This window comes from Aquirufa nivalisilvae, from assembly GCF_003143535.1.
GTDB classification, from domain to species: Bacteria; Bacteroidota; Bacteroidia; order Cytophagales; family Spirosomataceae; genus Aquirufa; species Aquirufa nivalisilvae.
The window spans coordinates 145,646-171,201 of the sequence record NZ_CP029346.1; the positions used below are offsets into that span (position 1 = coordinate 145,646).

The 25,556-nt window shown below is 39.2% G+C and carries 18 protein-coding genes; 10 read left to right on the forward strand and 8 right to left on the reverse strand.

Annotated features, from left to right (window positions below; translation table 11 throughout):
- Positions 1-10 precede the first annotated feature (10 nt).
- Positions 11-1,657 carry an FAD-dependent oxidoreductase gene (locus HME7025_RS00750; RefSeq protein WP_109321810.1) on the forward strand — a complete coding sequence of 549 codons (1,647 nt, stop codon included), beginning with the start codon at positions 11-13 and terminating at the stop codon, positions 1,655-1,657.
- A 377-nt stretch (positions 1,658-2,034) separates the two neighbouring features.
- Here the strand turns inward: HME7025_RS00750 and HME7025_RS00755 are convergent, their stop codons facing one another.
- Together HME7025_RS00755 and HME7025_RS00760 are read right to left on the reverse strand one after the other, a co-directional pair.
- Positions 2,035-3,477 carry an AAA family ATPase gene (locus HME7025_RS00755; protein ID WP_109321811.1) on the reverse strand — a complete coding sequence of 481 codons (1,443 nt, stop codon included), beginning with the start codon at positions 3,475-3,477 and terminating at the stop codon, positions 2,035-2,037.
- 6 nt (positions 3,478-3,483) lie between these two features.
- The gene (locus HME7025_RS00760; protein ID WP_109321812.1) at positions 3,484-4,602 is read right to left on the reverse strand and encodes a vWA domain-containing protein; all 1,119 of its coding nucleotides are present in this window, start codon (positions 4,600-4,602) and stop codon (positions 3,484-3,486) included.
- A 112-nt stretch (positions 4,603-4,714) separates the two neighbouring features.
- On the opposite strand from HME7025_RS00760, the gene HME7025_RS00765 reads away from it, so the two are divergent.
- A complete protein-coding gene (locus HME7025_RS00765) occupies positions 4,715-5,506 on the forward strand; it encodes a sterol desaturase family protein (RefSeq protein WP_226998248.1) in 792 nt (263 codons plus the stop codon).
- 10 nt (positions 5,507-5,516) lie between these two features.
- Positions 5,517-6,437, forward strand: a complete 921-nt coding sequence (locus HME7025_RS00770) for a metallophosphoesterase (protein WP_226998249.1) — start codon at positions 5,517-5,519, stop codon at positions 6,435-6,437.
- Here HME7025_RS00770 and HME7025_RS00775 read toward each other — a convergent pair.
- The 3 genes from HME7025_RS00775 to HME7025_RS00785 form a co-directional block, all read right to left on the reverse strand.
- Entirely contained in the window at positions 6,434-7,363 is a 930-nt protein-coding gene (locus tag HME7025_RS00775; protein ID WP_109321813.1) for an SGNH/GDSL hydrolase family protein, read from the reverse strand. The two genes, HME7025_RS00770 and HME7025_RS00775, sit on opposite strands and share 4 nt — an antisense overlap.
- On the reverse strand, positions 7,360-8,160 hold the full coding sequence (locus HME7025_RS00780; RefSeq protein ID WP_109321814.1) for a 3-keto-disaccharide hydrolase: 801 nt from the start codon (positions 8,158-8,160) through the stop codon (positions 7,360-7,362). The genes HME7025_RS00775 and HME7025_RS00780 overlap by 4 nt, the downstream gene beginning before the upstream one ends.
- A 132-nt stretch (positions 8,161-8,292) precedes the next feature.
- Entirely contained in the window at positions 8,293-11,289 is a 2,997-nt protein-coding gene (locus HME7025_RS00785; protein WP_109321815.1) for a PVC-type heme-binding CxxCH protein, read from the reverse strand.
- A 262-nt stretch (positions 11,290-11,551) separates the two neighbouring features.
- On the opposite strand from HME7025_RS00785, the gene HME7025_RS00790 reads away from it, so the two are divergent.
- The 4 genes from HME7025_RS00790 (at position 11,552) to HME7025_RS00805 (ending at position 15,919) form a co-directional block, all read left to right on the forward strand.
- The gene (locus tag HME7025_RS00790; protein ID WP_109321816.1) at positions 11,552-12,304 is read left to right on the forward strand and encodes a LiaF transmembrane domain-containing protein; all 753 of its coding nucleotides are present in this window, start codon (positions 11,552-11,554) and stop codon (positions 12,302-12,304) included.
- A 141-nt stretch (positions 12,305-12,445) separates the two neighbouring features.
- Positions 12,446-13,465: a sialidase family protein gene (locus HME7025_RS00795; RefSeq protein ID WP_109321817.1), complete on the forward strand. Its 1,020-nt coding sequence runs from the start codon at positions 12,446-12,448 to the stop codon at positions 13,463-13,465.
- A 1-nt stretch (position 13,466) separates the two neighbouring features.
- Positions 13,467-14,969: a sodium:solute symporter gene (locus HME7025_RS00800; protein ID WP_109321818.1), complete on the forward strand. Its 1,503-nt coding sequence runs from the start codon at positions 13,467-13,469 to the stop codon at positions 14,967-14,969.
- A 5-nt stretch (positions 14,970-14,974) separates the two neighbouring features.
- A complete protein-coding gene (locus HME7025_RS00805; protein ID WP_317046224.1) occupies positions 14,975-15,919 on the forward strand; it encodes a dihydrodipicolinate synthase family protein in 945 nt (314 codons plus the stop codon).
- On the opposite strand, the gene HME7025_RS00810 is transcribed toward HME7025_RS00805, so the two are convergent.
- Genes HME7025_RS00810 through HME7025_RS00820 form a run of 3 tightly spaced genes read right to left on the reverse strand, consistent with a single transcriptional unit; the run spans position 15,916 to position 18,905 of the window.
- On the reverse strand, positions 15,916-16,701 hold the full coding sequence (locus HME7025_RS00810; protein ID WP_109321819.1) for a polysaccharide deacetylase family protein: 786 nt from the start codon (positions 16,699-16,701) through the stop codon (positions 15,916-15,918). The genes HME7025_RS00805 and HME7025_RS00810 overlap by 4 nt on opposite strands.
- 1 nt (position 16,702) lies before the next feature.
- A complete protein-coding gene (locus tag HME7025_RS00815) occupies positions 16,703-17,998 on the reverse strand; it encodes a hypothetical protein (RefSeq protein ID WP_109321820.1) in 1,296 nt (431 codons plus the stop codon).
- A gap of 43 nt (positions 17,999-18,041) precedes the next feature.
- Positions 18,042-18,905: an AraC family transcriptional regulator gene (locus tag HME7025_RS00820; RefSeq protein WP_109321821.1), complete on the reverse strand. Its 864-nt coding sequence runs from the start codon at positions 18,903-18,905 to the stop codon at positions 18,042-18,044.
- A gap of 166 nt (positions 18,906-19,071) precedes the next feature.
- Between HME7025_RS00820 and HME7025_RS00825 the strand changes: the two genes are divergently transcribed.
- From HME7025_RS00825 to HME7025_RS00835, 3 genes are all read left to right on the forward strand, one after another.
- Complete coding sequence (locus HME7025_RS00825) at positions 19,072-22,467, forward strand: SusC/RagA family TonB-linked outer membrane protein (protein ID WP_193495342.1); 3,396 nt, start codon at positions 19,072-19,074, stop codon at positions 22,465-22,467.
- A 26-nt stretch (positions 22,468-22,493) separates the two neighbouring features.
- Complete coding sequence (locus tag HME7025_RS00830) at positions 22,494-24,134, forward strand: SusD/RagB family nutrient-binding outer membrane lipoprotein (protein WP_109321822.1); 1,641 nt, start codon at positions 22,494-22,496, stop codon at positions 24,132-24,134.
- Between the two features lie 65 nt (positions 24,135-24,199).
- Positions 24,200-25,498 carry a hypothetical protein gene (locus HME7025_RS00835; RefSeq protein ID WP_109321823.1) on the forward strand — a complete coding sequence of 433 codons (1,299 nt, stop codon included), beginning with the start codon at positions 24,200-24,202 and terminating at the stop codon, positions 25,496-25,498.
- Positions 25,499-25,556: the final 58 nt, after the last annotated feature.

The window sequence follows — 25,556 nt, forward strand, 5'->3', positions numbered from 1 at the left end:
TTGACAAATTATGAAAGTTTATAAGGTTCTGATTGGCGTATTTCTTACTTGTATTTTTCTGCCTACTTGGGCACAAAAAAGCACCTATTCTGCCGATGTGATTGTGTACGGGGGAAATGCTTCTGCCATCATTGCGGCTGTACAAGTGAAAAAAATGGGACATAGTGTTATCGTCGTTTCGCCCGACAAACATTTGGGCGGACTTACATCTGGCGGTTTGGGATTTTCAGATACAGGAAACAAAGAGGTGATTGGAGGTTTATCGAGAGAATTTTATCAACGTATTTATCAGCATTATCAAAAAGAAGAAAATTGGCTTTGGGAAAAGAAATCGCAGTTTGGCAATAAGGGCCAAGGAACTGTGGCGATGGATGGCGCCAATAAAACCATGTGGATTTTTGAGCCACATGCCGCAGAGCAGGTGATGGAAGATTTGGTTAAAGAATACCAAATTCAGGTTTTGCGCGAGGAATTTTTGGACCGGAGTCGACAAGGCATTCGTTTAAAAGATGCTAAAATTCAGGAGATAACAACCCTGTCCAAGAAGCGATTTGTGGGTAAAATGTTCATTGATGCTAGCTATGAGGGCGACTTGATGGCCTTAGCTGGGGTTAAGTACCATGTAGGTAGAGAAGCGAATTCGGTGTATGGAGAAAAGTGGAATGGGGTACAGGTTGGAGTTTTTCAGCATGGGCATTATTTCAAATCGAAGATTAGTCCGTATAAGGTTGCCAATGACCCAAGCAGCGGCTTATTACCTGAAGTATCCATGGAAAAACCTGGACCTAATGGTTCGGGCGATCATAAAATTCAGGCCTATTGTTTTCGGATGTGTTTGAGCAATCACCCCGACAATCGGATTGCTTTTCCTAAGCCTGAAGGATATAATCCAGATCGATACACGCTCTATGCCCGGGTTTTTGAAAGCGGTTGGCGAGAGACCTTTGATAAGTTTGATGCCATACCTAACCGAAAGACCGATACCAATAATCATGGACCGTTTAGTACTGATTTCATAGGTAAAAACTACGATTATCCAGAGGCTACTTATGCACGCAGAAAAACCATCATCAAGGAGCATGAATTATACCAAAAGGGATTGATGTATTTCTTGCAAAATGACCCAAGAGTACCTTCAGAAGTTCAGGAACGCATGAAAACCTGGGGTTTAGCCAAAGATGAATTTAAAGATAATGGGGGCTGGCCGCATCAATTATACGTGAGAGAGGCGAGAAGAATGCTGGGCAAATACGTCATGAAAGAAGCGGATGCCTTGGGAAAAACGAAGATTGAAGAACCGATTGGGATGGGATCTTATTCTTTGGACTCACATAATGCCCAGCGATTTGTCACAGCGGATGGCTATGTTCAAAATGAAGGAGATATTGGGGTGCATCCAGACAAACCTTATTCCATCAGTTATGGATCCATTGTTCCCAAAGAGCAGGAATGTCAAAATTTGTTAGTGCCTGTTTGTCTTTCCAGCTCGCACATTGCCTATGGATCAATCCGTATGGAACCCGTCTTCATGATATTAGGTCAATCTGCTGCCACTGCCGCCGTATTAGCCATCCAACAAAAAACCAGCACCCAGCAAGTGCCCTATTCGCTGTTGAAAGAACGTCTATTAAAAGATGGGCAGGTGGTTTCTTATTAGGAAATGTAGAATTAGGAATGTAGAATGTAGAATTTGTGGTGACTTGTCACGAAATAGGTAGATAGTTTTCTATTAATTATATCCAATTCAAATTCAGGGATTTCATTACAAAATTACCTAAGCAAATTGCTCTTGTTTTTTATACGAGGGTAAAAAAAATGAAAATTTACTCTTGTTCTTCAAATAATAGTAAATATTACACTCGTTTGTTCCCACAGATTTTAGGGAATCAATTTGATATAGTTATGAAAACAGAATGATTTGCCTATGTGCACCATAATCAAATGTAAATTTAACCTGGGAATTTCCGTCCTAGCTAAAAATTCTTCATTCTACATTTTTCATTTATAACACTAAACCCTAATAACTAATACCTATTAAAGCAGATCCTTAAATTGATACCCTTCCGTAATGCGTTCCTTGCTTAATTTACGGTATTCGGCCAATCCCCAAAGGACTAGTTCTTTCATGAAATAGCGATCTTCTTTCTTGACTTTAGGAATGTATTTCTTTATTAAATCATCCAAAGGTTGGATGGAGTCTAAGCTGCTTTGGTATTCGGCATCCGAGCAATCATCCGTAATCACCACGCCGCCTTCGGTAAAGATGTATTCCAAAAGCGAGTCATATGGACTTACCAAATCTTTTTTGTGCAGCTTCTCAATTTTAGGGAAATAGTTTGGGAAAAAATGGTGAACTGCCTGACTAATCAATTGTTGGGCCACTTCTGCCGCCCCTTCCTGCTCGCCTTCATAGACCAGCTCCACTTTTCCAGTGATCGAAGGCACGATGCCCATAAAATCCGACAATCGTAAAGAAGTATAATCATCTCCTGCACGCAATGAACGTCTTTCAGCAGCGCTCATCAAGTTCTCTAAAGCTGTAATGCTCATACGGGCACTAACGCCACTTTTGGCATCTACAAACTCACTATCCCTAGCTACAAAACTGATTTGCTCCAAAATATCCATGGCCAATTCAGGAACATAGACACGCTCTTTTTGCTCTTTTTCTAGCTTGGCTTCTTGGGCTGTAATGGTTTTAGCAATTTCAATACTTTCTGGATAATGCGTTAAGATTTGAGATCCAATACGGTCTTTCAATGGGGTCACAATACTTCCACGATTGGTATAATCTTCTGGATTAGCTGTGAAAATGAATTGCAAATCCAAAGGCATGCGCAATTTGAAGCCACGGATTTGAATATCCCCTTCTTGTAAAATATTGAACAAGGCCACTTGAATACGGGCTTGTAAATCGGGTAATTCATTGATGACGAAAATACAGCGATTGGCACGAGGAATCATTCCAAAATGTATCACTCGGTCATCGGCATAGGACAACTTCAAATTAGCTGCTTTGATGGGGTCAACGTCTCCAATTAGGTCTGCCACGGTCACATCAGGCGTAGCTAGTTTTTCAAAGAAACGTTCATCACGGTGCAACCAAGAAATGGGGGTCGCATCTCCTTTTTCGGCGATCAAATCTTTGGCATATCGGGAGATAGGCTGGAAGGGATCATCATTGATTTCTGAACCACTGACAAAGGGAATATATTCATCCAACAGACTGACCATTAAGCGAGCCAAGCGTGTTTTTGCTTGTCCACGAAGACCAAGTAGGTTGATGTTATGTCTTGATAAAATAGCTCTTTCTAGTTCAGGAATAACGGTATGTTCAAAACCATGCACCCCTTCAAATGGGGTTTGTCCCGCTTTGATTTTAGCGATCAAATTTTGTCTTAATTCGTCCTTGATGTCTCTGCAGGTATATCCTGATTTTTTTAGTTCTCCTAAAGTGGCAATTGTGTTCATTGACATGTGGCTTTATTTAATGCGTTTTTTTCGATTCGTTTCGTAGTCTTCAAAGATCATTTCTCCCAATCCTTTTAATCCCGTATAAAATGCTTTTCCTTGATTGGCTTGGGTAAATTCATTCACAAAGCGTTGCAGGTATTGATCTCGCGCAATCATGAAAGTTGTGATGGGAATATGCAATTTTCGGGCTTGCTGAGCCTGAGTATAGCATTTATCAACAATGTATTCATCGAGTCCATTGCTATTCATGTAATATTCTCCATTAGGTAATTTCACGCAGCTAGGCTTACCATCAGTAATCATGAAGATTTGTTTGTTGGTATTTCTTTTTCTTCTCAAAATATCCATGGCCAACTGTAAGCCAGCCACCGTATTGGTATGGTAAGGACCTACTTTGAGATAGGGCAAATCTTTGATGGAAATACTCCAAGCATCATTACCAAAAACCAAAATATCCAAAGTATCCTTGGGATAACGTGTGGTAATGAGCTCAGCCAATGCCATGGCTACCTTTTTGGCGGGGGTTATGCGGTCTTCTCCATACAAAATCATGCTATGACTGATATCAATCATGAGCACGGTACTCATTTGAGATTTATGCAAGGATTCCTCGACCACTAGGTCTTCTTCACTTAATTGGAATTGGTCCATGCCATGATTGATTTGGGCATTTCTCAAACTCTCTGTCAACGATATTTTTTCTAAACTATCTCCAAATCGATACTCTCTGAACTCGCCCGTATGTTCGTCTCCGGAACCGGGATGCTTACTTTTATGATTCCCCGAACCACTGCGTTTTAGGTCACCAAAAATGGTATCTAAGGCTTGTTGGCGGATGGCTCTTTCTGTTTTGGCAGTAATGCCTAAACCCGGACTTCCGTCTTCTTTGGTTTCATCGCGGATATAACCTCTTTTTTTCAGGTCTTCGATAAAATCGTCGATGGTATAGGCCTCATCCGTCAGTTGATATTCCTTGTCTAATTCCCGAAGCCAGTCAAGAGCCTCATCCAAATCCCCAGAAGTATGAACAATCAATTCTTTAAAGATGGCAAAAAGCTTATCGAAAGGGCTCTGATTTTCAGGCTCATAGAGTTTAAAATAGAAAGCTCTTTTATTTTCTTGACTCATGTGATGGGGTAAGGAATCTTATTGGTAACGCTAATCTAGGCTTTTCTGTTTCATAAATTTTAAAATTAGATGAATGAGTTTGAATTCGCTCCATCAAAGTTTTTTTAGCCGTATGAATTCCATATTTTTACTAGTCAAATTTAAACCCATGACCGTAGAAAAATACCTTCAAATTTTATTTAGTATTGGTAGTCGATACTATTTGGTAGCAGGAGCTTATTTCTTGATTTTCTATGTTCTTTTTAAAAAGGGATTGTCCAATAAAAAAATACAAGCGGCTTATCCCAAATTGAATGATTACCTCCGTGAAATTGGGTATTCTTTAGGGACTATCATCCTTTTTGCGGCAGTCCCCATCTTCATTGTTCAAAATCCTGCAGTTCGTCCATATACTACTTTATACGACAGGATGGATGGCTTGGGCTGGGCTTATTATTGGTTTGCCTATTTGTTAATGTTTTTAATGCATGATACCTATTTTTATTGGGCACATCGAATCATGCATCATCCAAGTATTTTTAAATGGGTGCATAAAGTACATCATTTGTCGACCAATCCATCTCCTTGGGCTGCCTATGCCTTTCATCCTCTGGAATCCATTGTGGAAACGGGTATTTTTGTCTTGTTTGTATTTACGATTCCCGTACATCAAAGTCATATTTACTTGTTTTTCTTTTTTTCCATTATTTACAATGCCTATGGACATTTGGGCTGGGAATTATATCCTGCTGGATTTTCCAAATCGTGGATTGGTAAATGGATTAATACCTCGGTAAGTCATAACCAACACCATAAATATTTCAAGGGAAATTATGGTTTATACCTTCTATTTTGGGACCGGGTGATGGGGACATTGAGGGAAGATTATGATACTGCTTTTGAAAAAGTAAAACAGAAACAATAAACCTATTCATATGAAATTTTTATTCACTTTATTATTTAGCCTTTTGCTAGGCTTTGGCAGCTTTGGGCAAGCCAAAAAATTTGATTTTATTGCCTTTGGGGATATGCCCTACAAACTTCCAGATGATTATGGGCGATTTGAAGGAGTGATTAAAAAAATCAATCAAGAAAAGCCTGTTTTTAGCGTGCATGTTGGGGATATCAAATCAGGGTCAACCCCTTGCTCTACCGAGTACTTTTATAAAATCCATCAATATTTTGAGACATTTGATCAGCCTTTGGTTTATACTCCAGGAGATAATGAATGGACGGATTGTAACCGCAAAGCAGCAGGAGAATTTGATCCGAATGAGCGGTTGAAGGAGTTGAGAAAAGTGTTTTTTGCTAAGAAAGAAAGCTTTGGAAAGAAGAAAATTAAATTAGTGTCTCAATCCGAAAATCCATCCTTTGCCAATTATGTAGAAAATAATGCGTGGGAATACGGTGGGATACAGTTTGCCACGATACACTTAGTGGGGTCCAATAATAATTTGAAAGGCGCTAATGCTGATAACACCGAATTTAATGAGCGGGAAAAAGCGAATGAAGCGTGGTTGGAAGAAGTTTTTGCAAGGGCTAATTCTAAAATGGGCCTAGTTTTTTTCACCCAAGCAGATATGTTTTATCATGGTGCTGTTCCCACTGGTTTTACCCAAATCGTGGAGAAGCTTACAGCCTTAACTAGGGCATATGGAAAACCGGTTTTATGGATTAATGGAGATTCCCATCGTTTGCTAATAGAGAAGCCCTTATTGATGCCCGATAAGAAATCGACGATTTTGAATTTTACGCGTTTGCAGGTTTTTGGTGAGGCAGATATGGAAGCCGTGAGGATAAAAGTGGACCCTAAATCGTCTCAATTATTTTTGTTTGAGCAATTGATGGTCGACTAAGGAGCGAGCAAAGCTTCTATTTGTTTGTCTATTTCTAGAGATAATGCTAGGGCTTCCATCAATGGAAGTCCTTTTTTCATTTCAGGACGAAGATGTCCGGTAGAACCAAGCCACGCATCTTTCATCAGATTATGTCGTTTGACAATTAATTGGAAAAAAGAATTGGGGTCTTTGATGGGGGACAAAGCTTGAATAATGGTTGGGAATTGAAGGATGTTTTTTTGACCTAAATAGCGTAAAATTTGTTGAGCCATGATCCAATGTCCTAATTCCCCAGGATGTACACCATCTTTGGCTAAGGCAAAATTAGGATCGGTTTTTTGCTGAGAAGCTTGGTAAGCCTTCATTGGAAAATGTACGTCGATTACCTCCCATGATTTTTGTTGCATTAGCCATTCCGAATAGTGATCCAAGACTTGGGCATAGCCTGGTTTTTTGCCTAATTCCTCATCAAATGGAGCAGGAGTCAAATGGATGATTCTAGATCCTCGAGCCTCAATTTGGGTGTGTAACCAAAGGATACCATCCTTGAATTTTTGAAATCGAAGCGAGTCTAGAGGAAGGTAAATACCATCATTCATGCCATAGGAGGCAAAGACGATATTGGGTTGCGTTTGAAGTAGCACACGATCCAATCGTTCATGCAAATCGGGTCTTGGAAAACGTCCATCGGCATGACCCTCTTCCGACAAGCCTGAGACTGTTTCACTGGGTAAGCCCACATTGATGAATTCAATTTTTTGTTGGGGGAAATGGGCCTTATGGTAGGCTTCTATGGCTTGGACATATCCAGCGGCATAGGTAATACTGTTTCCTAGGAAAAGGACTCGTTTGACGGAGGCTTCAAATATGGGAATCTGCGCCTGAGTTAAGGAACACAGGAGAATGAAGCAAACAAGTAGCCAACGAGTCTTTTTCTGCCTCATTTTTTCCTATATTTAGGAATAGGTAAAACCTGAATTTCGATATTTCTAAAATCGATTTCTTGACCTTCACTTTGAAGCGCGATAAATCCTTCTTTTAATAATTTCCCATCAATTTTAATGGCAGGATTATAGCCATTGGCCACACCTCCACCGATTTGAGGTTGAGCATATTCCAATACTTTTTCGCCATTGATATAGTGACTAACCAAAGAATCGCCCAGAACGACCAATTCTGCTTTTACCCATTGATCTCCTTCGTAGGTCTTGGAACTGGAGTTGATGCAATGCCTTGGATCAATTCGTCCATTATAGAACACATCGGTACCAGGCGAGCACATGTTTCCAGTTGGTCGGGGTTTACCATCACCTAGTCCCGCCAGGAACTGCATTTCTACCGAGATAGGCCAGTCTTGTTCTTTTAGGATGGTTTTAGGATCCTGAGCATGGAACATGACACCTGAGTTTTTCAAGGTATAATCTGGGGCATCTTTTCTCCAAATGCCTGTAAAACGGTATTCCAATCGAAGTTTATAATACGAAAAAGGTTTTTTATAATACAAATGCCCGTAGCGATTATTGAAATGCTCGTATTGGTCATATCGTACTTTGATCAATCCATCCTCTACCCGAAAAGTTTGGCCATAATTATCTCCTACTTCATGATGAAAGATTTTCACCGTCCAATCGTTGATGTCCTTACCGTTGAAAAGGGATACCCACTTTTCTTTTTTTGGTTTAAAAGAAAAGGCTGAAAATGCTAGTAATAGGGCAAGCAATGTAAGAGGTAATTTGGACATCATTATCAGTAAATAGGTTATTTGAGAGAATGTCCAAATATATCAGATTCTTGAATAAAAAATTCGATTATTTTGTTTTTGTAACAGGGTTGACAGCGTTCCAAACGCTGGCAACCCTAACAATTTTAAGCATTAAATTCCTTTGATAAATGCCACCAAATCAGCCATATCTTGCAATTTGATATTGGCATCTAAGCCATTTGGCATGGCAGAAACCTTGGAAGACACTCTTGATTTTATTAAGTATTTCTCAATGGTTTGAACAGTTCCGCCCATTTGTTTTAAGCTTAGCGAATTATCATTTTCAGAAGTAATAATTCCCGAGAGCCTTGTCCCATCTGAAAGCTGTAAATCCCAGTTACCATATTTATCTGCAATGGAATTATTTGGATTGATGATTTCAGTGATGATGGATAGCGCATTTCTGCTTTTTAAGGTAGATAAATCCGGTCCAAAAGCAATACCCGTTACGCCTTTGATTTGATGACAAGCAGTACAGTTTGTCTTAAATATTTCTTTTCCTTTTGCGGCATTTCCTGCCATGTCTGCAGCGGGTAAATAATTCTGTAAAACGGCTTTTCTATCCTCGCTGATGGCCAATACTTCACGGGCTAATTTCCGGATATTGGCATCATATGAATTCATCAATTCGACAAATTGTGGCCATTCTAAATCTGTTTTTGGGATATTTTTATTGGCAATTTCCTTCAACAGGGGAATCATGTATTTTTCATTTACAATTTGGTAGCGAATCCAAGCCTTTCGAGAAGGCATTTTCATTTGTTGGTATACCTGATTAATCTGAGCCATTTCTTGTGCTGAAATCTGATTAGGCAAAGCTTTAATACTGGCCAATTGAATGGATTCACTGGTAGAAGTACGAATGAACGCAATTAATTTGCTTGTGAAGGCTGGGTCCTTTTGTAAGGTTAACAGGGCCAAGGCATCCTCTTGAAATTTGGCATCTTGACTACCCGAAAATTTGGCAAAAACCTGTTTAGCAAAAGTCTTGTCAGTAGGTAAACCTACCGCTTTAAATACCCCAATGATGGCATAGCGCATTTTCGTATCTGGAGAAATCAAGAAGGATTTAGCAAGCGCATTTTTTTGATTTTCGTCTAAGCTAATTTTCTTTTCAGCATATTCCGCATAATTAGCAAGGCCTTTTAATAAAGCGGCTTGCCACCAATCATTACTGACTTGGGCATCACTGGTTAATGGCAAGAAACTAACATCCTGCTTTTTCATTAATGCTGCAGCAACATAGGCAAAGAAATTTTCTTTTCCCTCAGAAGGCTTATTCCCAAAATGCGTAATGGCACCTTTTAATAAACTCATCTCGGATCCTTTGGATGCAGCTATGGCTGCTACTCCTACCCAGTGGTCATCAATGTCTTGATTTAGGATGTTGCTTCTTAGAGCTACAGCTTCAGGAAAAGTAAAAAAGGCAGATGAACATAACCATTGAAAACGTACTCGGGCATCCGTGTCTTTGGCTGTTTGTATAAGTGATTGGGTAAGTTCTTTGTTTGAAGCAAAGGCTGGTAAACTCCATTGGTGATCGGCAATTTTCAGGGCATTTTCACGCACTCCTGCTGTCTTATTTTCTAAAGCTGAGACCAAGTCTTCTGGGGTCAATTTACCCCAGTCTGACAATAGCCATAAGGCAGGAACACTAGCTTCTGCTTCTTTCTTGGCAATAATTTCTTTCAAAGCAGGAGCAACAGACACATCTTTACGATGGAACAATAAACGTTGTGCGGTTTTTCGGAACCAACCATTGTCTGATTGTAGTAGTTCAACTAGCTTTTCGGAAGATTCTTTCGATAAATGAGTTTCATTCATCCAATTCATTCCGGCACTTCCTTTTTTCGTGATTCGATAAATACGCCCCTTGGTCTTTCCATTGTATAAGGCCCCACTTTTATTTACCTCTTCAGACATCCATTCAGGATGTTCGATTAATTGTCGGTAATAATCAATCACATATAAAGCACCATCGGGTCCAACATAAAAATTGACAGGTCTAAACCATGGGTCTTTGGAAGCTAAAAACTCTTTTTTCTCTAAAAGTCTTTTACCAGAAAAGGTTGAGCCTTTGGATTCAATGATATCGGCATGAACCAAATTGTGTACGGGCTCTCCCACAAACGTCACTTGACTAAAATCTCTGCCAAAAGCACCTCCGTCATACCAAGTGATACCACAGCTAGATGTCACCACCCCCACATCTGTTAACAATTGATGATTGGGATTTTCCGAAATTGGATAGACCTCACAAGCGTCACCATGATCAGGGATTTTTTCCATGGCTTCAGGAATGACTAAATTGGGATTGGTGCTGGTATAGCGAGCATCCAATACTTCATGGTAGAGGTGATCGGCATTATCGGTGTAAAAACGATGCCCCCATGGGTCAAATGTGTGCCCGTATTGAGTTTCTCCAGACATGGATTCCAGTCCGAAACTATCGGGTTTGAAGCGAACATTGCGCCCATTTCCGTTTTTGGGAAGGATGTTTGCCTTAGGATTGGCCGGGTAGCGGATATCACTTCCTTTATCGCCAAAAAGATATTCATAGGCAAAGGAATTGATGGATCCAGAATGGCCTAAATAAATCCAGTTGTCAAGACCGAATTTAGGCGTATTCATATTATGCTGAGGGTTCGACAAGGAGAAGCCAGTTAAAATAACTTCTCTTTTATCCGCTTTATTGTCGCCATTGGTATCTTCAAAATACAGGATATTAGGGGCATCTGCTACGATGATTCCTTTTTTCCATTTCATAATTCCCATGGGTAGGGTCAAACTATCCACAAAAACCTCGGATTTGTCGGGATAACCATCCCCATTGGTATCCATGAGTTTGCGAACTTGCCCAGTCTTACTTAAGTCCAAAGGATAACCCGGCATTTCTAATACAAACCAGTTGCCATCTTCATCTATTTCCATGGCTACAGGGTCGGCTACTAGCGGCTCCGCAGCCACCATTTCAATCTCAAAACCATCCATGATTTGAAAATCATCTAAGGCTTTTTGGTGTTCTTTGGAAAGTGTAGGAACATTCTTTTTCTCTGTCGAACAAGCGAGAACGCTTAGACAAAGACATAGGAGTATAATATTACGCATAATGTTTGATAGGTTTAGTTAACGCAAGTTAGCGTATTTATTAGGTTTCGAAGTATCTCAAAAACGATCTAAAAAGAGAATTTAATCAATATGCTAGATTTTATTATTAAGATGTATAAATAGTTGTCTTTTGCGTGGCTTTGACAACATTTGAACGGGCGATTTTTACAATTCACCTAGGTTGTTTCTCCGTTTATCCCAAAGTTGATGAAGCCATTTGACCTTTTTCTTTAATTGAAGGATAAATTTATACCCTATACTCATGAGCAAAAAATCTACTTCAAAATCAAGCGGTTCCGTTGGCATTGTTTTTCTTTTGGTTGGAATCGTATTTTTAATTCGCCAAGCAGATTGGCTTGAATTACCTGATTGGATATTTACTTGGCCCGTTTTGTTGATTGTCATTGGGCTTGTTTCTGGAATTAGTAGTTCTTTTCAGAGGAATAACTGGATTTGGCCAGTATTAATTGGTGGGGTTTTCTTGGTGGATCGAGAATTTATGGATGTTGATATATTTGAATATACACTACCCATCGTTTTCATTATTATCGGAATTTCTATGATTCAGAAGTCGAACCGCAAAAAAGGCCAAGCACCATGGGGCCCGCCTATGGGAAACTGGGGAGGCTCTTCCAACCAATCGACGGTCAATTTTTCTTTGAATGATGCACCCTTTATTGCTATATCCAATGTATTTAATTCAACGACCATTCAGGCGACCAGTAAAGAGTTTAAAGGAGCCAACATAACAAACATAGTAGCAGGCTTAGAGTTGGACTTTAGCCAAGTTGCATTTGAAGGAGATTCGATCAGCATTGAGATTACTCAAATCATGGGAGGGGCCACGCTATTTGTGCCTGAACATTGGGAAATCAGGCAGCATTACACAACTTTATTGGCAGGTTTTGAAGATAAACGAACCACTTTAAGTAATAAAACAGAAGGAGAGATGAAGATATTACATATAAATGGCTTTCAGATTTTATCAGGTATTCAAATTAAGGATGTCCTTTAAGTATGCGTTTTAGGGCCACATGGGGGATTTGTGAAAAATTGAAATCAAGCATTGAAGACTCTTTTTTTTCAAAACTTTGGGCAAAAAGGATGATTTTCTCATAAATAGTGTAATTTCGCTTTCCATTGAACCTATTTAACTATGAAAATTTTGTATATACTAGCACTGATGGTGCTAGGTCAAGGAGCTTTCGCGCAAATTACAAGCTCAGAATTTATTTATGAGAAGGCACCATTTCCCTCGTGCCACGCTTCTACCATTGAAGAGACTCCCACAGGTTTAGTTACTGCCTGGTTTGGAGGTACAGAAGAGCGTCACCCCGATGTTGGAATTTGGGTGAGTAGAATGGTGAATGGCAAATGGACAGCTCCGGTGGAGGTGGCCAATGGTGTTCAGAACAGTACCATTCGTTATCCACTTTGGAATCCAGTTTTATTCCAAATGCCAGCTTCTAAAGGAGGGGAACTATTATTATTTTATAAAGAAGGCCCAACTCCGCAAGATTGGTGGGGGATGATTAAGCGTTCCAAAGACGGAGGAAAAACATGGTCAAATACTGAAAGACTTCCATTAGGAATCTTAGGTCCCATCAAAAATAAGCCAGTAATGCTAAAAGATGGCACTTTACTTTGTCCTACTAGCTCAGAAGACAATGGCTGGCGTTTACATTTTGAAATGACAAAAGATGGTGGTCGTACTTGGTCCCGCACAGAAGCCATTAATGATGGAAAAGAGTTTTCAGCTATTCAACCAAGTGTGTTATTCTTAAAAGACGGACGTTTACAAATTCTTTGTCGCAGTAAGAATGGGTACATTCTAGAATCTTTTTCTTCTGATCAGGGCAAAACATGGTCGCCTTTAAAAGCAACTTCTCTTCCAAACCCAAATTCGGGTACAGATGCGGTTACATTAAAGGATGGTCGCCAAGTGTTGATTTACAATCATGTGACCAAAGAATCACAAGAATGGGGAGGGAAACGTTCTCCACTTAATGTGGCGATCTCATCGGATGGTAAAACTTGGAAAGAACTAGCCGTATTGGAAAAAGAGCCCAAGGCGGAATTCTCCTATCCAGCAGTGATCCAAACGAAAGATGGTAAAATCCATATTACCTATACTTGGAAGAGAGAGAAGATTAAGCACGTTGTGATCACCTTATAATATGACTCTACCTGTTCTTGATCTTAGCATCATCGTTGTATATTTACTCTGCATGGTGGCTATAGGTATTTATTTTTCTAGGAAAAATAATAGTTCCGAGCAATTTACTACAGCCTCTGGTCAAATTCCTGGCTGGGCATTAGGATTGAGCTTTTATGCTACATTTTTAAGTGCGATTACTTTTTTAGGTGATCCTGGGAAATCATTCGGCTCTAACTGGAATCCTTTTGTTTTTAGTTTATCTATACCCTTTGCGGCTTGGGTATCTACGAAGTATTTCGTTCCCTTTTATCGAAACTCGGGAGAAGTTAGTGCATATACGCATTTAGAAAAACGCTTTGGAGCATGGGCTCGTACCTATGCTATGGTCTGTTTTATCATGACCCAATTGGCCAGGATGGGGACAATCTTTTATGGTATAGCTCTAACTATCAATGCTCTAACAGGCGTGGATATGCGTTTGATTATTATCGTTTCAGGTTTATGTATCATATTTTATACCGTTTTAGGTGGTATGGAAGCTGTCATCTGGACGGAGGTAATACAGGCAATTTTGAAGACAATGGGTGCTCTCATGATTGTGGGGATCATTATTCATCAAACGGGTTTTTCAAAAGTCATTGAAGTTGGTATTCGTGATGATAAATTTAGCTTAGGAAGTTTCAACCCTGATTTTAGTACGAGCTCCGTGTGGGTGGTTTTGATGTATGGCTTCTTTATTAATTTGACCAATTTCGGAATTGATCAAAATTATATTCAACGATATCATACTGCGAAAGACGCTAAAGAGGCGGCTAAAAGTATTTGGTTATGCGTGGTTTATTTCGTTCCTGTTTCTTGTTTATTCTTCTTTATCGGGACAGCGCTTTATACTTTTTATATGGAAAACCCAGCCTTGATTTTAGAATTGAAGCAACAGGTTTCTGCAGAAAAAAGTATTGCGATAGATGCGTTAAAACCATCTGATTATGGCGACCGAGTTTTGCCATTTTTCATGAAGACTCAGATTCCTAAAGGTTTATTAGGCTTATTGATGGCAGCGCTATTGTCGGCAGCTATGAGTACCATGAGTAGTGGAATGAATAGTTCGGCAACCGTTTTTCTTAAGGATATTTATTTACGGTATGTTCAAAAGGACTTACCAGCAGCTAAGCAATTGAAAGTCTTGCATATTGCCACAGTGATTATGGGCTTGCTTGGTATCACCTTTGGAATTAGCATGATTGGAGTTAAAAGCCTCTTAGATGTTTGGTGGAAATTATCAGGAATTTTCGCTGGTGGTATGCTGGGGATATTCTTGCTGGGATTCTTATCCAAGAAGGTGGAAAACTTGGCTGCCAAAATTGGTGCCATAGCAGGTGTAGCCATCATTGCTTGGATATCCTTTAAAGATAGCTTTCCAGAGGCTTATCAGAGTCCATTTGATTCTAAAATGACCGTAGTACTAGGAACCATTTCCATTGTATTAATTGGTCGCCTTGTTCAAAAATTGATTAGTAAATAGTAAAAATGATGCAGCAGAAATTACCAAAGGGTTTCGTACCCGTGATGATAAGTACCTTCAAAGAAGATCATTCTTTAGATTTAGAAGGAATAGCCCGTTTAACAGAAATGTATATCCAGACAGGTTCAGTTGGTTTATTTGCCAATTGTTTGTCGAGTGAAATGTATGAATTATCTCGAGCTGAACGATTGAGTTTAATCGAAACAGTAGTGAAAACGGCAGCGGGACGAGTTCCTGTGGTGGCTACTGGTACACTAGGAGAAAGTATAGAGGAAATGGCAGATTTTTCTAGAGCCATTTATGCCTTGGGAGTAGATGCCGTGATTGTATTGAATAACTTGATGGTCAAGGAAGATGAGTCTGATGCGGAGTTTTTAAAGCATATGCACCATTTCATGGATTTGACACCGGGGATCCCGTTTGGTATATACGAATGCCCAGTACCCTACAAACGTTTGATTAGTCAAGAAGTGTTAGAAGATCTATTGCCTTCTGGGCGACTAGTTTATCATAAAGATACGTCCTTAGATTTAGCGAAAGTGGCTTTGCGAATTCGTACAGCTCAAGGCTACAACTTTGGCTTATATGATGCCTATATGGGTCATGCTGTGTCGGTATTGAAGGCTGGAGCCATGGGCTTATCGTGTATTCAAGGGAATTATTTTCCTGAATTGATCGCATGGCTATGTGCCAACTTTAATGCGCCAGGGAAAGAAGATCAAGTGGCAACCGTGCAAAAGTTCTTTATTGATAATATGGATGTAATGCATACAGTTTATCCAACCAGTGCAAAATACGTATTACAAAAAAGAGGCTTCCCTATTCGTTTAGCTACCCGCCGTGAAGTGGGTCATTTAACGCCGAAGGAAACCTCTGCATTGGATCAATTAATCCAAGATTATTTGAAATTACCGATGGTAAAAAACCTGGATTTTGCTCCTTTAGTTTAACGAGATTGAATGTATTTGGCCACTGTTCCCATGGGAGCTATCCAAATACCATTGGCTGGATTATTGGCATATTCCATGAGTTTTTTGAGCATACTGAGTCGGGTGGTTTGATTGCCCGACTCATTCATTTCATGACCAGCTAAAACAAGCCATTTTCCCGAATTTCGTGCTTCTTCAATCAAAGGTAAGATTTGCTCAAAATCTTGTCCATCCATTTCAATGCCCGTCAATTGGGCAAAATTATGGTAGTTAGGGTCATTAGGCGCCTCACTTTTCCATACTCTTCCGAGTAAAAAATGCTTAGCAATCAGAGGTACATAACTTTGTGTTTGAGTGGCATTTCCTATAAAGGTTTGTCCACATGGATAGGCAAATACTTCGGCTTTCACTCCTAGGTTTTTTTCAATGGATGTGTTACAATCCAGAATATCCTTCTCCATTTTTTCCATGGTATAATTTTCTAATGCATTAGTTCTAGACCAAGTAAAAATTCCAGTACAAGGGTGAGATGTACTATGGTTTCCTATTTCATGACCAGCGGCAACTGCTTTTTTCCAGCCAGCTAGGTTTTTTTCCATAGCACCTGGGTTAAGGAAGAAAGTGGCTTTAACTCCATACTGGTTGAGTAGTGGAGTTCCCTGCGTGACTTGACTCCCTCGGGCGTCATCAAAACTAAGGCTCAAGGCCATTTTTTTGCCTTGTGGCCAATTGAAATTTTGTGAAAAGGAAGGAATAGCCCCCAAGAGAGCTATTCCAAAAAGAAGGTGATGGATTTTTTTCATGTTATGGTTTGGGCGTTTCTAGGGGAATTACTTCTCCAAATCTTTTGTGGGAACCTTTAATTTCATCGTGTGAGCTTGCAGCTACATAGGCTAAAACCGCGATGAATGCCAAGACAATTCCGAAATTTTTGGCATAAGTATTCCATGAAATCAGCTGATTTTCAAAGTCGACCTCCACCTGTGTGAGAAGGTATAAGATGATGACAAAATTTACGATGTATAAATACTGTTCAATGCGGTAGGTGCTTAAAAATGCTCCAGTGACGAGTATGCTCAATAACATATAAAGTCCAAAATGGCCGATGAAGAATTTTTTGATATCCCCATAACCTAAGGATTTAGATTTAGCATGAACATTGAGCCAATAGATTCCTGCAAAAAGTATCAATAATAGAGAGTCCCAGCGAACAGAGAGTTCTATGGCTTGATCGGAAGCATTCAGTAAAGGTGTGATGGTTTTTTCTAAACGGTCCATGCGGAAATTTTGCTGCCACATGGTAAATGGAATAATCAGCACCAACATAAGTATAGGAAACCACTGTTTGGAATACTTTTCTTCCGTAGTATCTTCCCAATGCGAAGTAAAAGTTCCATAGGCCATTCCGATGCCGCCAAAGAAACCTAATGAATATTCCATGACATTCCAGAAGTTGAATTTAATTTCGGAAACATGTCCTAACACTTGGAGGAAATTACCAAATGCAAATCCGAAACCTCCACCTAGTCCAGCAAATAGCGCGACGCGTAAAGCAGAATATTGTTTGGTACGAAACATGAACCAAGTAAGTGCCGCAGCCATGCCTAAAACTCCTGCCCAAGATTCATCCCTAGGGGGAGTCATGAGCCATTCGTATTGTTGGATGATGAAAAAGTAAAACAAAAGTGCGCCTACTACCATTTCTACTAAGAGCTGTGGCCAAGCAACAGGACTTTTGCTAGAGTTTGACAAGCTAAGTCCAAATAAGCCTCCACCGATGAATCCATAAAGTCCACCAATGACAAACAGAGAAATTAGGCCATAATAGACATTGACAAATTCTGTATCTCGGCCATAGCCTACGACCATACCATAGCTCATAACACCTCCGATTCCCCAGCCCATGGCTCCAGAAACGATGACTTGAAAGGCTTTAGAAAACCAGTCTTGTCGATTGGCTATCAGCATGATAGCCATAGATCCTATGGCTCCTGCCCAGGCGGCACCATGCTCATGTCCAAACTGTCCACGTATAGCCCATGCCGTTCCGAATGTCATCCCTACTGTAAGTAAGGATAATACTAATTTTTTGTTGTTCATTGTTTGATAGGTTTAGATAAAATGGTAATAACATATTCAGGTTTTAATTAAACTCCTTGGCATATTGAAAAGGAGTTTTACCAGTGGTTTTTTTAAAAGCTTTGTTGAAGTTGGTAAAGTTATTAAATCCAGATTCATAACATATTTGAGTCACTAGAAATTGATTTTCTTTAATCAACTTACAGGCATACTCTACTCGAATTTCATTTAGGAAGCTGGCGTAGTTTTTTCTGGTTTTGGTTTTAAAATATCGACAGAAAGACAGTGGGCTTAAATGGGCAATCCCGGCAATTTCATCGATGCTGATTTTTCTTTTGAAATGCTTGACTGAATAATTGTAGATTAAGTTTAGGCGTTCTGTTTCTTTTTCACTGGTTGAATTCTCTAAGATACCCATGGAAAGAATTTCTCTTTCCTTACTCATAGATAGCAAATCGAGAATTTGATATAAGTGTAAAACTAAGTTTTCATTTTCATTGTCAAGGATGGAGTTCATCCGACAAATTATTTGTTTTTTAGTTTCTCCTTGAATTCGAATTCCTTTTCTAGCTTCTTCTAGTAATTGAAGAACGAAACGATTTTCGTGTAACTTGAAAAAAGAATTTCCAAATAAATCTGGATTAAAGTGGATGACTAAAGCACTGGCTTTTAAATCTTCATCCCCTTGAAAATACACGTTATCACTACGTAAATAGTGAGGACAATTTGATCCAATTAACAGTAAATCACCGTCTTGAAATCGTTGAATACTGTCGCCCACAAACTGGGTCCCAGTCCCTTTTTCGATTAGTAACAATTCGATTTCCGGATGGTAATGATACTTGTTAAAAAAGTAATTAACTATGTCCCTTCTAACACTAAATGAACGTAGCGGTTGGTTCGAAACTTTAAGTAAATGAGCCTTCATTGAATTATTAAAGTTGTCAATTTAGATGAAATGCAGCTATTATGCTAGAATAGTTGTGCTATTTGACAAATTTATTTAATTATTCAACCATTATAATGCATTTTTTTGTTAAAATTTTTAACCCTGAATACCGAGTAAAGTCTTTTTCAACCAAATCTATTTAATTATGAGATTAAATTTTACAGTAAAAATGTTTCGGCATTTTCTATTTGTAGCGGTCATGATAGCCGGGTGCTATTCAGCTGCTTTCGCTCAGTCCCGACTGATCACTGGAAAGGTGACTTCCAGTCAGGATGGTACGGAACTTCCAGGAGTGAATATTTCACTCAAAGGAACCACTAAAGGAACAACCACTAATTCATCTGGAGCTTATTCCATTGAAGTTAGCGGACAGAATCCTGTTTTAGTATTTTCGTTTGTTGGTTTTGATACGCAAGATATTCGTATCGGAAGTCGTAGTGTAGTAGATGTTTCTTTATCATCTAGTACTGCTTTATTAAACGAGGTAGTAGTTACTGCCTTAGGTATCAAACGTGAAGAGAAATCACTTGGATACTCGGTGGGTAAAGTAGCAGGTAAAGATTTAAGTCGCGTTGTGAATGAAAACGTATTGAACTCATTATCTGGTAAAGTAGCTGGTGTGAGTATCAATGCTACTGGTGGTACTGGTTCATCTGTCAGTATGATCATTCGTGGAGCTAAGTCATTGAGTAATGACAACCAGCCCTTGTTTGTGATTGACGGTGTACCTGTGATTAACTCCTTGAATAACGTAGGTCAAATCGGTAATGATAACCGTGTGGATTATGGTAATGCAATCTCTGACTTAAATCCAGAGAACGTAGAAAGCGTATCGGTATTGAAAGGACCAAGTGCTGCAGCTCTTTATGGTTCACGTGCTGGTAATGGTGTTGTATTAATCACGACTAAAAATGGTTCGAAGGCGAAGAAAATGACGGTGAACATTACTTCGAACACCGTATTTGATAATCCTTACAAGTTTTTGAAAATGCACTCGAAGTTTGCAACGGGTGTACTTCCATTTACTCCAGACAATAACCCGTATCCAGGAGGAATTTTGAGTATTGAAGAAGGATCAGCGGGAGGAATTGGGCCAGAATTGGATAAAGGATACAAAGCCATTCAATGGAACAGCCCTAAAGGCGCAGATGGAAAGCCAATTCCAACCGAGTTGAAATCGTATGCAGACAATGTGAAAAACTTTGTTCAAACAGGTATTACCACAACTAATGGTGTTTCTGTTACTAATGGAAATGATGTAGCTAATTATCGTTTGACTTATTCAAATATGACTAGCCGTGGAATTATTCCTGGTTCAGATTTATTCAAGAACTCATTATCAGCTGCTTCTTCTTTCAAATTGTCGAACAAATTGAAATTGAGTGCTAACATTGACTTGAGTAGAAATAACTCGAACAATCGTCCTGCAAGTGAAAGAGGATCTAATCCATTACAGTGGGCTTATGCGGTTTCTCCACACATCAACATCATGGACTTGAAAGATTACTGGGTTCCAGGTCAAGAAGGTTTGCAACAGAAGTCACAATCTATCGGAAACTTTAATAACCCATGGTTCTTAGCTTATGAAGTGAAAAACGGATTTGAGCGTAATCGTGCATTTGGTAACTTGAAAATGGATTATCAAATTACTCCAGAGTTAAGCTTAATGGCTCGTTATGCTTTGGATACGTATGGAGAAACTCGCGAGACTAAAATTGCGAAGTCGTATACAGGGGAGAAAAATGGTGCTTATGGTATAGTTAACTTAGATCGCTATGAGCGTAACGTGGATTTCTTAGCTACTTGGACTAAACCAGTAGAAGATTTCCATTTATCATTCTCAGTTGGAGGTAATGCAAGAAGTTCTAAAACTTCTGATGTAAGTACTTCTTCTAAAGGAGGAACTGGTTTGATTATCCCAGGTTTGTATACTTTACAAAACATTGCTAACACAAATATTAACTATACTAGCTTCCAAACGAAGAAAGTAGTTTATAGTGCTTACGGAATGGCCAACTTATCATACAAGGATATGGTATATTTGGATTTAACTGCTCGTAACGACTGGTCAAGTACTTTGCCAGTTGAAAACAGATCATACTTCTATCCATCGGCTTCCTTAAGTGTCTTGTTGAATGAAGCATTTGCGATTCCAAATGATAAAATTGATTTATTAAAAGTACGTGCAGGTGTAGCTCAAGTAGGTAATGATACCAATCCTTACACTTTGATCAATACCTTGCAAAATCCTGAAGCTTGGGGTTCATTAACTCGTTTGGCAAAATCTGGAACTATTTTATTGCCAGATTTGAAGCCTGAAATTTCTACTTCATATGATTTAGGTGCTGATTTGACGATGTATAAAAACCGTTTAAGATTCTCAGGTACGTATTATACGGTAGAAAATCGTAACCAAATCATTCCTACTACACTTCCAGGTTCTACAGGTTTTACATCTAAGAACATTAACGCTGGTTTGTTAGTATCTAAAGGTATTGAATTAACTGCTGGAGGTACACCGATCGATAAGAATGGTTGGAGATTGGATTTGACAGCTAACTTCTACAAGAACGAAACAACAATCAAAGAACTTTCTGATGGATTGAGCTTCTATACTCTTTGGACAGATGCTAAAGGTGGAGCTTGGACATACGTAGGAGATAAGATTGGTGATATTTACGATGCTGAAATTGTAACAGTAAAAGACAAGTCATCGAAATATTATGGTTATCCAATATTGGATACTGATGGTTCTTGGCAATCTGTCAATGCGAGCAATACACGTACTAAGATTGGTAACTTCAACCCAGATTTCATATTAGGCTTACAAACTTCTTTATCATACAAGAACTTTAGCTTAAATATGACATTTGACTGGAGAAGCGGTGGAGATTTTGTTTCTCAAACTTATCGTTACAGCGAGTCTGACTTGAAATCTCAACGTTTCTTAGACAACTTGATTAATCCAAATGGTTTGACAGGTGATGCTTTGCGTAATTATTTAGTTGCTAATGAAGATAAGTTCATCCGTATTAATAAAAACGGTTATTTCCCTATCGTAGGTGGACCTACTGCTGAGTACGGTGGATATCCATTTGAATATGGTGGAAAAACATATCCTAACGGTGTATTTAACCCAGGTGTAATTGCTAAATATGATGCACAAGGAAATATCACAGGATATGAGGAAAACTTAGGTGGTCCTAATACACGTATCTTACCATATGGTGATAACTACCCTTGGAGCTTTACTCGTGCAGCTACGTTCGATGCTTCTTTCGTGAAGTTGAGAGAGATCTCTTTAGGATATGAGCTACCAAGTAATTTTGTTAAGAGCTTAGGTTTGCAAAGTGCTAACTTCTCTGTTTACAGTCGTAACATCATTTTATGGACGGCTTCTAAAATTGGAATCGACCCTGAAACAGCTTTCCAGCCACAGTCTGGAGCTCAAGCAGGTACCCAATTTAAGCAAGGAATTGAGCGCTATAATGTTACTCCTTGGGTTATCCCAGTTGGATTTAAACTTGGTTTGACATTTTAATCAAAGCACCTTAAAACATTAAAATCATGAAAATAAGATTAATAAAAGCTGTCGCCTTCACCCTATTAACTGGAGTATTTTTCTCTTGTGAAGACTTGACAAAAGTGAATATAAATCCAAACGGAGTTCAGCCAGAGGTTGTGAATCCGAACTTGGTTATGCCTACCGTTTTAACGGAAATGTCTAAGACTTATGTAAACCTTGGATATCAAGATATTGCGGGTGTGGTTCAACATACACAAAAGGATGCATGGTCATCTGGACATAATGATTACGATTGGGGTGGAAACCAAAGTTGGAATGATTATTATGCGATTTTACGTAACAACGATTTGCTTTATAGTCGTGCAGTTTCTTTAAACTGGGAATTCCAACAAGGAGTTGCTTTAGTAAATAAAGCCTTTATGTTTGGTTTGATTACTGACCTTTGGGGAGATGCTCCATATACAAATGCTTTGAAAGGAGAAGTAGGTGGAACAGATAATATCTTACCAGCTTATGATTCTCAAGAGGTTATTTATACTGGAATCTTAGCTGATTTAGAGAAGGCTAATACCTTGTTATCAAAGCAAAAAAGCGAGTACTCAAACATCGTTGATAACGTGGATGTGATTTATTCTGGAGATCCTACTAAATGGCGTAAATTGGCTAACTCTTTAGCTTTACGTTATTACATGCGTATTTCTGCTAAGAAACCGGATGTAGCTAAAGCAGGAATTGAGAAAATTGCTAAAAACCCAGCGAACTATCCAGTGATTTTGGCAAACTCTGATGATGCTACTATGGGATTCCCTGGTACTTCTGATGGTACTTCTTGGCCAGCTAACGCAGTATATGATGTGAGTGGTAGTAACTACCGTCGTATCAAAATGGCAAATACATTTGTTAAATATCTACAAGGAGTTAAAGATCCTCGTTTAGGAGTTTGGGCAGCTAAAGTGGAAATTCCATTAGTGTTAGATGCTTCTCTTCCAGCTAAAACGGATAAAATTGTTGATGGTAAGCGTTATTTGTCTCCAGATGTTGTGGGTAGTTCTAAAATTGATACTGACCCAGATTACGTAGGTTTACCAACTTCTTTCTCTCAGCTACCATCTGCGTACAACTTGAACCCAACACCAGGTCAAACTTCGTTTAACCCGCACGTTTCATTCTTAGCGCCTATGTATAAGAATGCTTCTGGACCATTGTTGAAAGCTCGTTTGGTATCTGCGGCTGAAGTTAACTTCATCTTAGCAGAGGCTGCTTTAAAAGGTTATGCAGTTGGTGATGCAAAGACATTCTATGAAAATGGAGTTAAAGCATCTTTATCTACTTGGGGAGTTGGTTCTAATTCAACAGCTTATCTAGCTAATGCTGGTGTTGCTTTTGATGGATCAGTGAAACAAGTAATTGAGCAAAAATGGATTGCTAGCTGGACTGCAGCTACGGAGGCTTGGTTCGACTTCCGTCGTACAGGTTTCCCAGAGTTAAAAGCTGGTCCGGTAGCGAAACGTCAAGCTATTCCTGTTCGTTTCTATTACATGCAGGATGAATTGCGTATTAATTCTAAGAATACAGCTGCTGCTTTAGATAAATTAGAAGTAACTAATTTCTCACAAGCGGATGGCAAAAATAGTGCTTGGTCTAAGCCTTGGATTATCCAAGGAACTGGTAAGCCATATTAAGATTTTTAAGGGGTCTCCTTCGGGAGGCCCTTCAAAAAGCTAGATTTTCTAATCCTGTTTAACCAATGAAATTAAATACACCTCTAAACCTTTTCATACTTTTATTCTTGTGTTTGTTTACTCAAGCGACTGCTCAAACCCTCAGGGTAGGGGCAGCCGTACGAGTAATTACACCAGATCCTTTACTACCAGTTTCGGGAGGTATTGGTACACCCAAACCAAGTGTTGAAAAAAAGGGGGATTTGTATGCCCGAGCTATGGTTTTTGAACAGGGGAATACCCGTTTTGCCATTGTTAACGTAGATAACTTAGGTTGGTCATCCATCCTTGGAAACAAATCCAGAGCACTGATAAAAGGAATTGCACCTGAGAACATTTTAATTGGAGCTACGCATACACACTCCGCCCCTGATGCTTATGGATTTCCAGATGCCACAGGGAAAAATTATGCCGATTTAAAATACCTAGATCGTTGTGTTCAGCAAATTGCTGATGCCGTCAACGAAGCCATTACGAAATTAGAACCAGCAGCTTTGAAAGTAAATGTGGAAGAAGCTAAAGGTAAAATTGCTTATAATTACTATGCTCCAGCTTTATATGACCCTCGTTGTGGAGTTATACAAGCTATTGCCACCACGGGTGCCCGTCAAGGGAAGGCCATTGCTACCTTAGTCAATTATGCCATTCATCCGGAAGTCATTGGTAGCGGTAGAGGAATATTAAGTCCAGATTTATGTGGACCACTGTACGATAGAATCGAAGCTCAAGCAGGTGGCGTGGCTCTGTTTATGAATGGAGCACAAGGTGGAATGGTCACTGCCGATACCCGTTTGGAATACGGAAAAGAAGGTCAAAGTAATCAAAAAGAAGCCAATACTTGGGAAGAATGTATCCGAATTGGAGAGCTATTAGCGGATGAAGCTTTACGAATTATTAACAAAGCTCCTGTTTTAGATTCTCCATCTATATATTGTACGTCCAAAATGATTGATTTACCTGTTGATTCAGAAATCATGCGTTATATTTTGACTCATTCTCCTTTGAAATACGAATACACAAAACCGAATACGGTCAGTACTCAATTAAATCTGTTGAACATTGGACCAGCGCAAATTTTAACGGTACCAGGTGAAGCATTACCCAATGTAGGATATTATGTCAAACGTCACATGGCAACCAAATTGCCCTTTTTGTTTGGCCTAACCAATGATGCCTTTGGTTATATGTTGGCTAAAGTGGATTTTAATAGCTTTAAACGCTATGATTATGTTACAAGAACTAGTTTAGGAGAAATGACGGCAGAGATTTACATGGATCAAGCATTGCAATTGATTCAAGCCAGTCCCAAACCAGTTACGAAATAATCTATTATTCCAGAATTGATTTAAATTGCTGACCTAATTTTGGGATCAACCATCAACC

Coding starts and splice junctions, on each gene's coding strand:
- HME7025_RS00765 (WP_226998248.1), top strand. CDS start 4,715: ATGAATTCCATATTTTTACTAGTCAAATTTAAACCCATGACCGTAGAA.
- HME7025_RS00775 (WP_109321813.1), bottom strand. CDS start 7,363: ATGAGGCAGAAAAAGACTCGTTGGCTACTTGTTTGCTTCATTCTCCTG.
- HME7025_RS00820 (WP_109321821.1), bottom strand. CDS start 18,905: ATGAAGGCTCATTTACTTAAAGTTTCGAACCAACCGCTACGTTCATTT.
- HME7025_RS00835 (WP_109321823.1), top strand. CDS start 24,200: ATGAAATTAAATACACCTCTAAACCTTTTCATACTTTTATTCTTGTGT.
- HME7025_RS00780 (WP_109321814.1), bottom strand. CDS start 8,160: ATGTCCAAATTACCTCTTACATTGCTTGCCCTATTACTAGCATTTTCA.
- HME7025_RS00825 (WP_193495342.1), top strand. CDS start 19,072: ATGAGATTAAATTTTACAGTAAAAATGTTTCGGCATTTTCTATTTGTA.
- HME7025_RS00750 (WP_109321810.1), top strand. CDS start 11: ATGAAAGTTTATAAGGTTCTGATTGGCGTATTTCTTACTTGTATTTTT.
- HME7025_RS00760 (WP_109321812.1), bottom strand. CDS start 4,602: ATGAGTCAAGAAAATAAAAGAGCTTTCTATTTTAAACTCTATGAGCCT.
- HME7025_RS00755 (WP_109321811.1), bottom strand. CDS start 3,477: ATGTCAATGAACACAATTGCCACTTTAGGAGAACTAAAAAAATCAGGA.
- HME7025_RS00800 (WP_109321818.1), top strand. CDS start 13,467: ATGACTCTACCTGTTCTTGATCTTAGCATCATCGTTGTATATTTACTC.
- HME7025_RS00795 (WP_109321817.1), top strand. CDS start 12,446: ATGAAAATTTTGTATATACTAGCACTGATGGTGCTAGGTCAAGGAGCT.
- HME7025_RS00810 (WP_109321819.1), bottom strand. CDS start 16,701: ATGAAAAAAATCCATCACCTTCTTTTTGGAATAGCTCTCTTGGGGGCT.
- HME7025_RS00815 (WP_109321820.1), bottom strand. CDS start 17,998: ATGAACAACAAAAAATTAGTATTATCCTTACTTACAGTAGGGATGACA.
- HME7025_RS00785 (WP_109321815.1), bottom strand. CDS start 11,289: ATGCGTAATATTATACTCCTATGTCTTTGTCTAAGCGTTCTCGCTTGT.
- HME7025_RS00790 (WP_109321816.1), top strand. CDS start 11,552: ATGAGCAAAAAATCTACTTCAAAATCAAGCGGTTCCGTTGGCATTGTT.
- HME7025_RS00805 (WP_317046224.1), top strand. CDS start 14,975: ATGATGCAGCAGAAATTACCAAAGGGTTTCGTACCCGTGATGATAAGT.
- HME7025_RS00830 (WP_109321822.1), top strand. CDS start 22,494: ATGAAAATAAGATTAATAAAAGCTGTCGCCTTCACCCTATTAACTGGA.
- HME7025_RS00770 (WP_226998249.1), top strand. CDS start 5,517: ATGAAATTTTTATTCACTTTATTATTTAGCCTTTTGCTAGGCTTTGGC.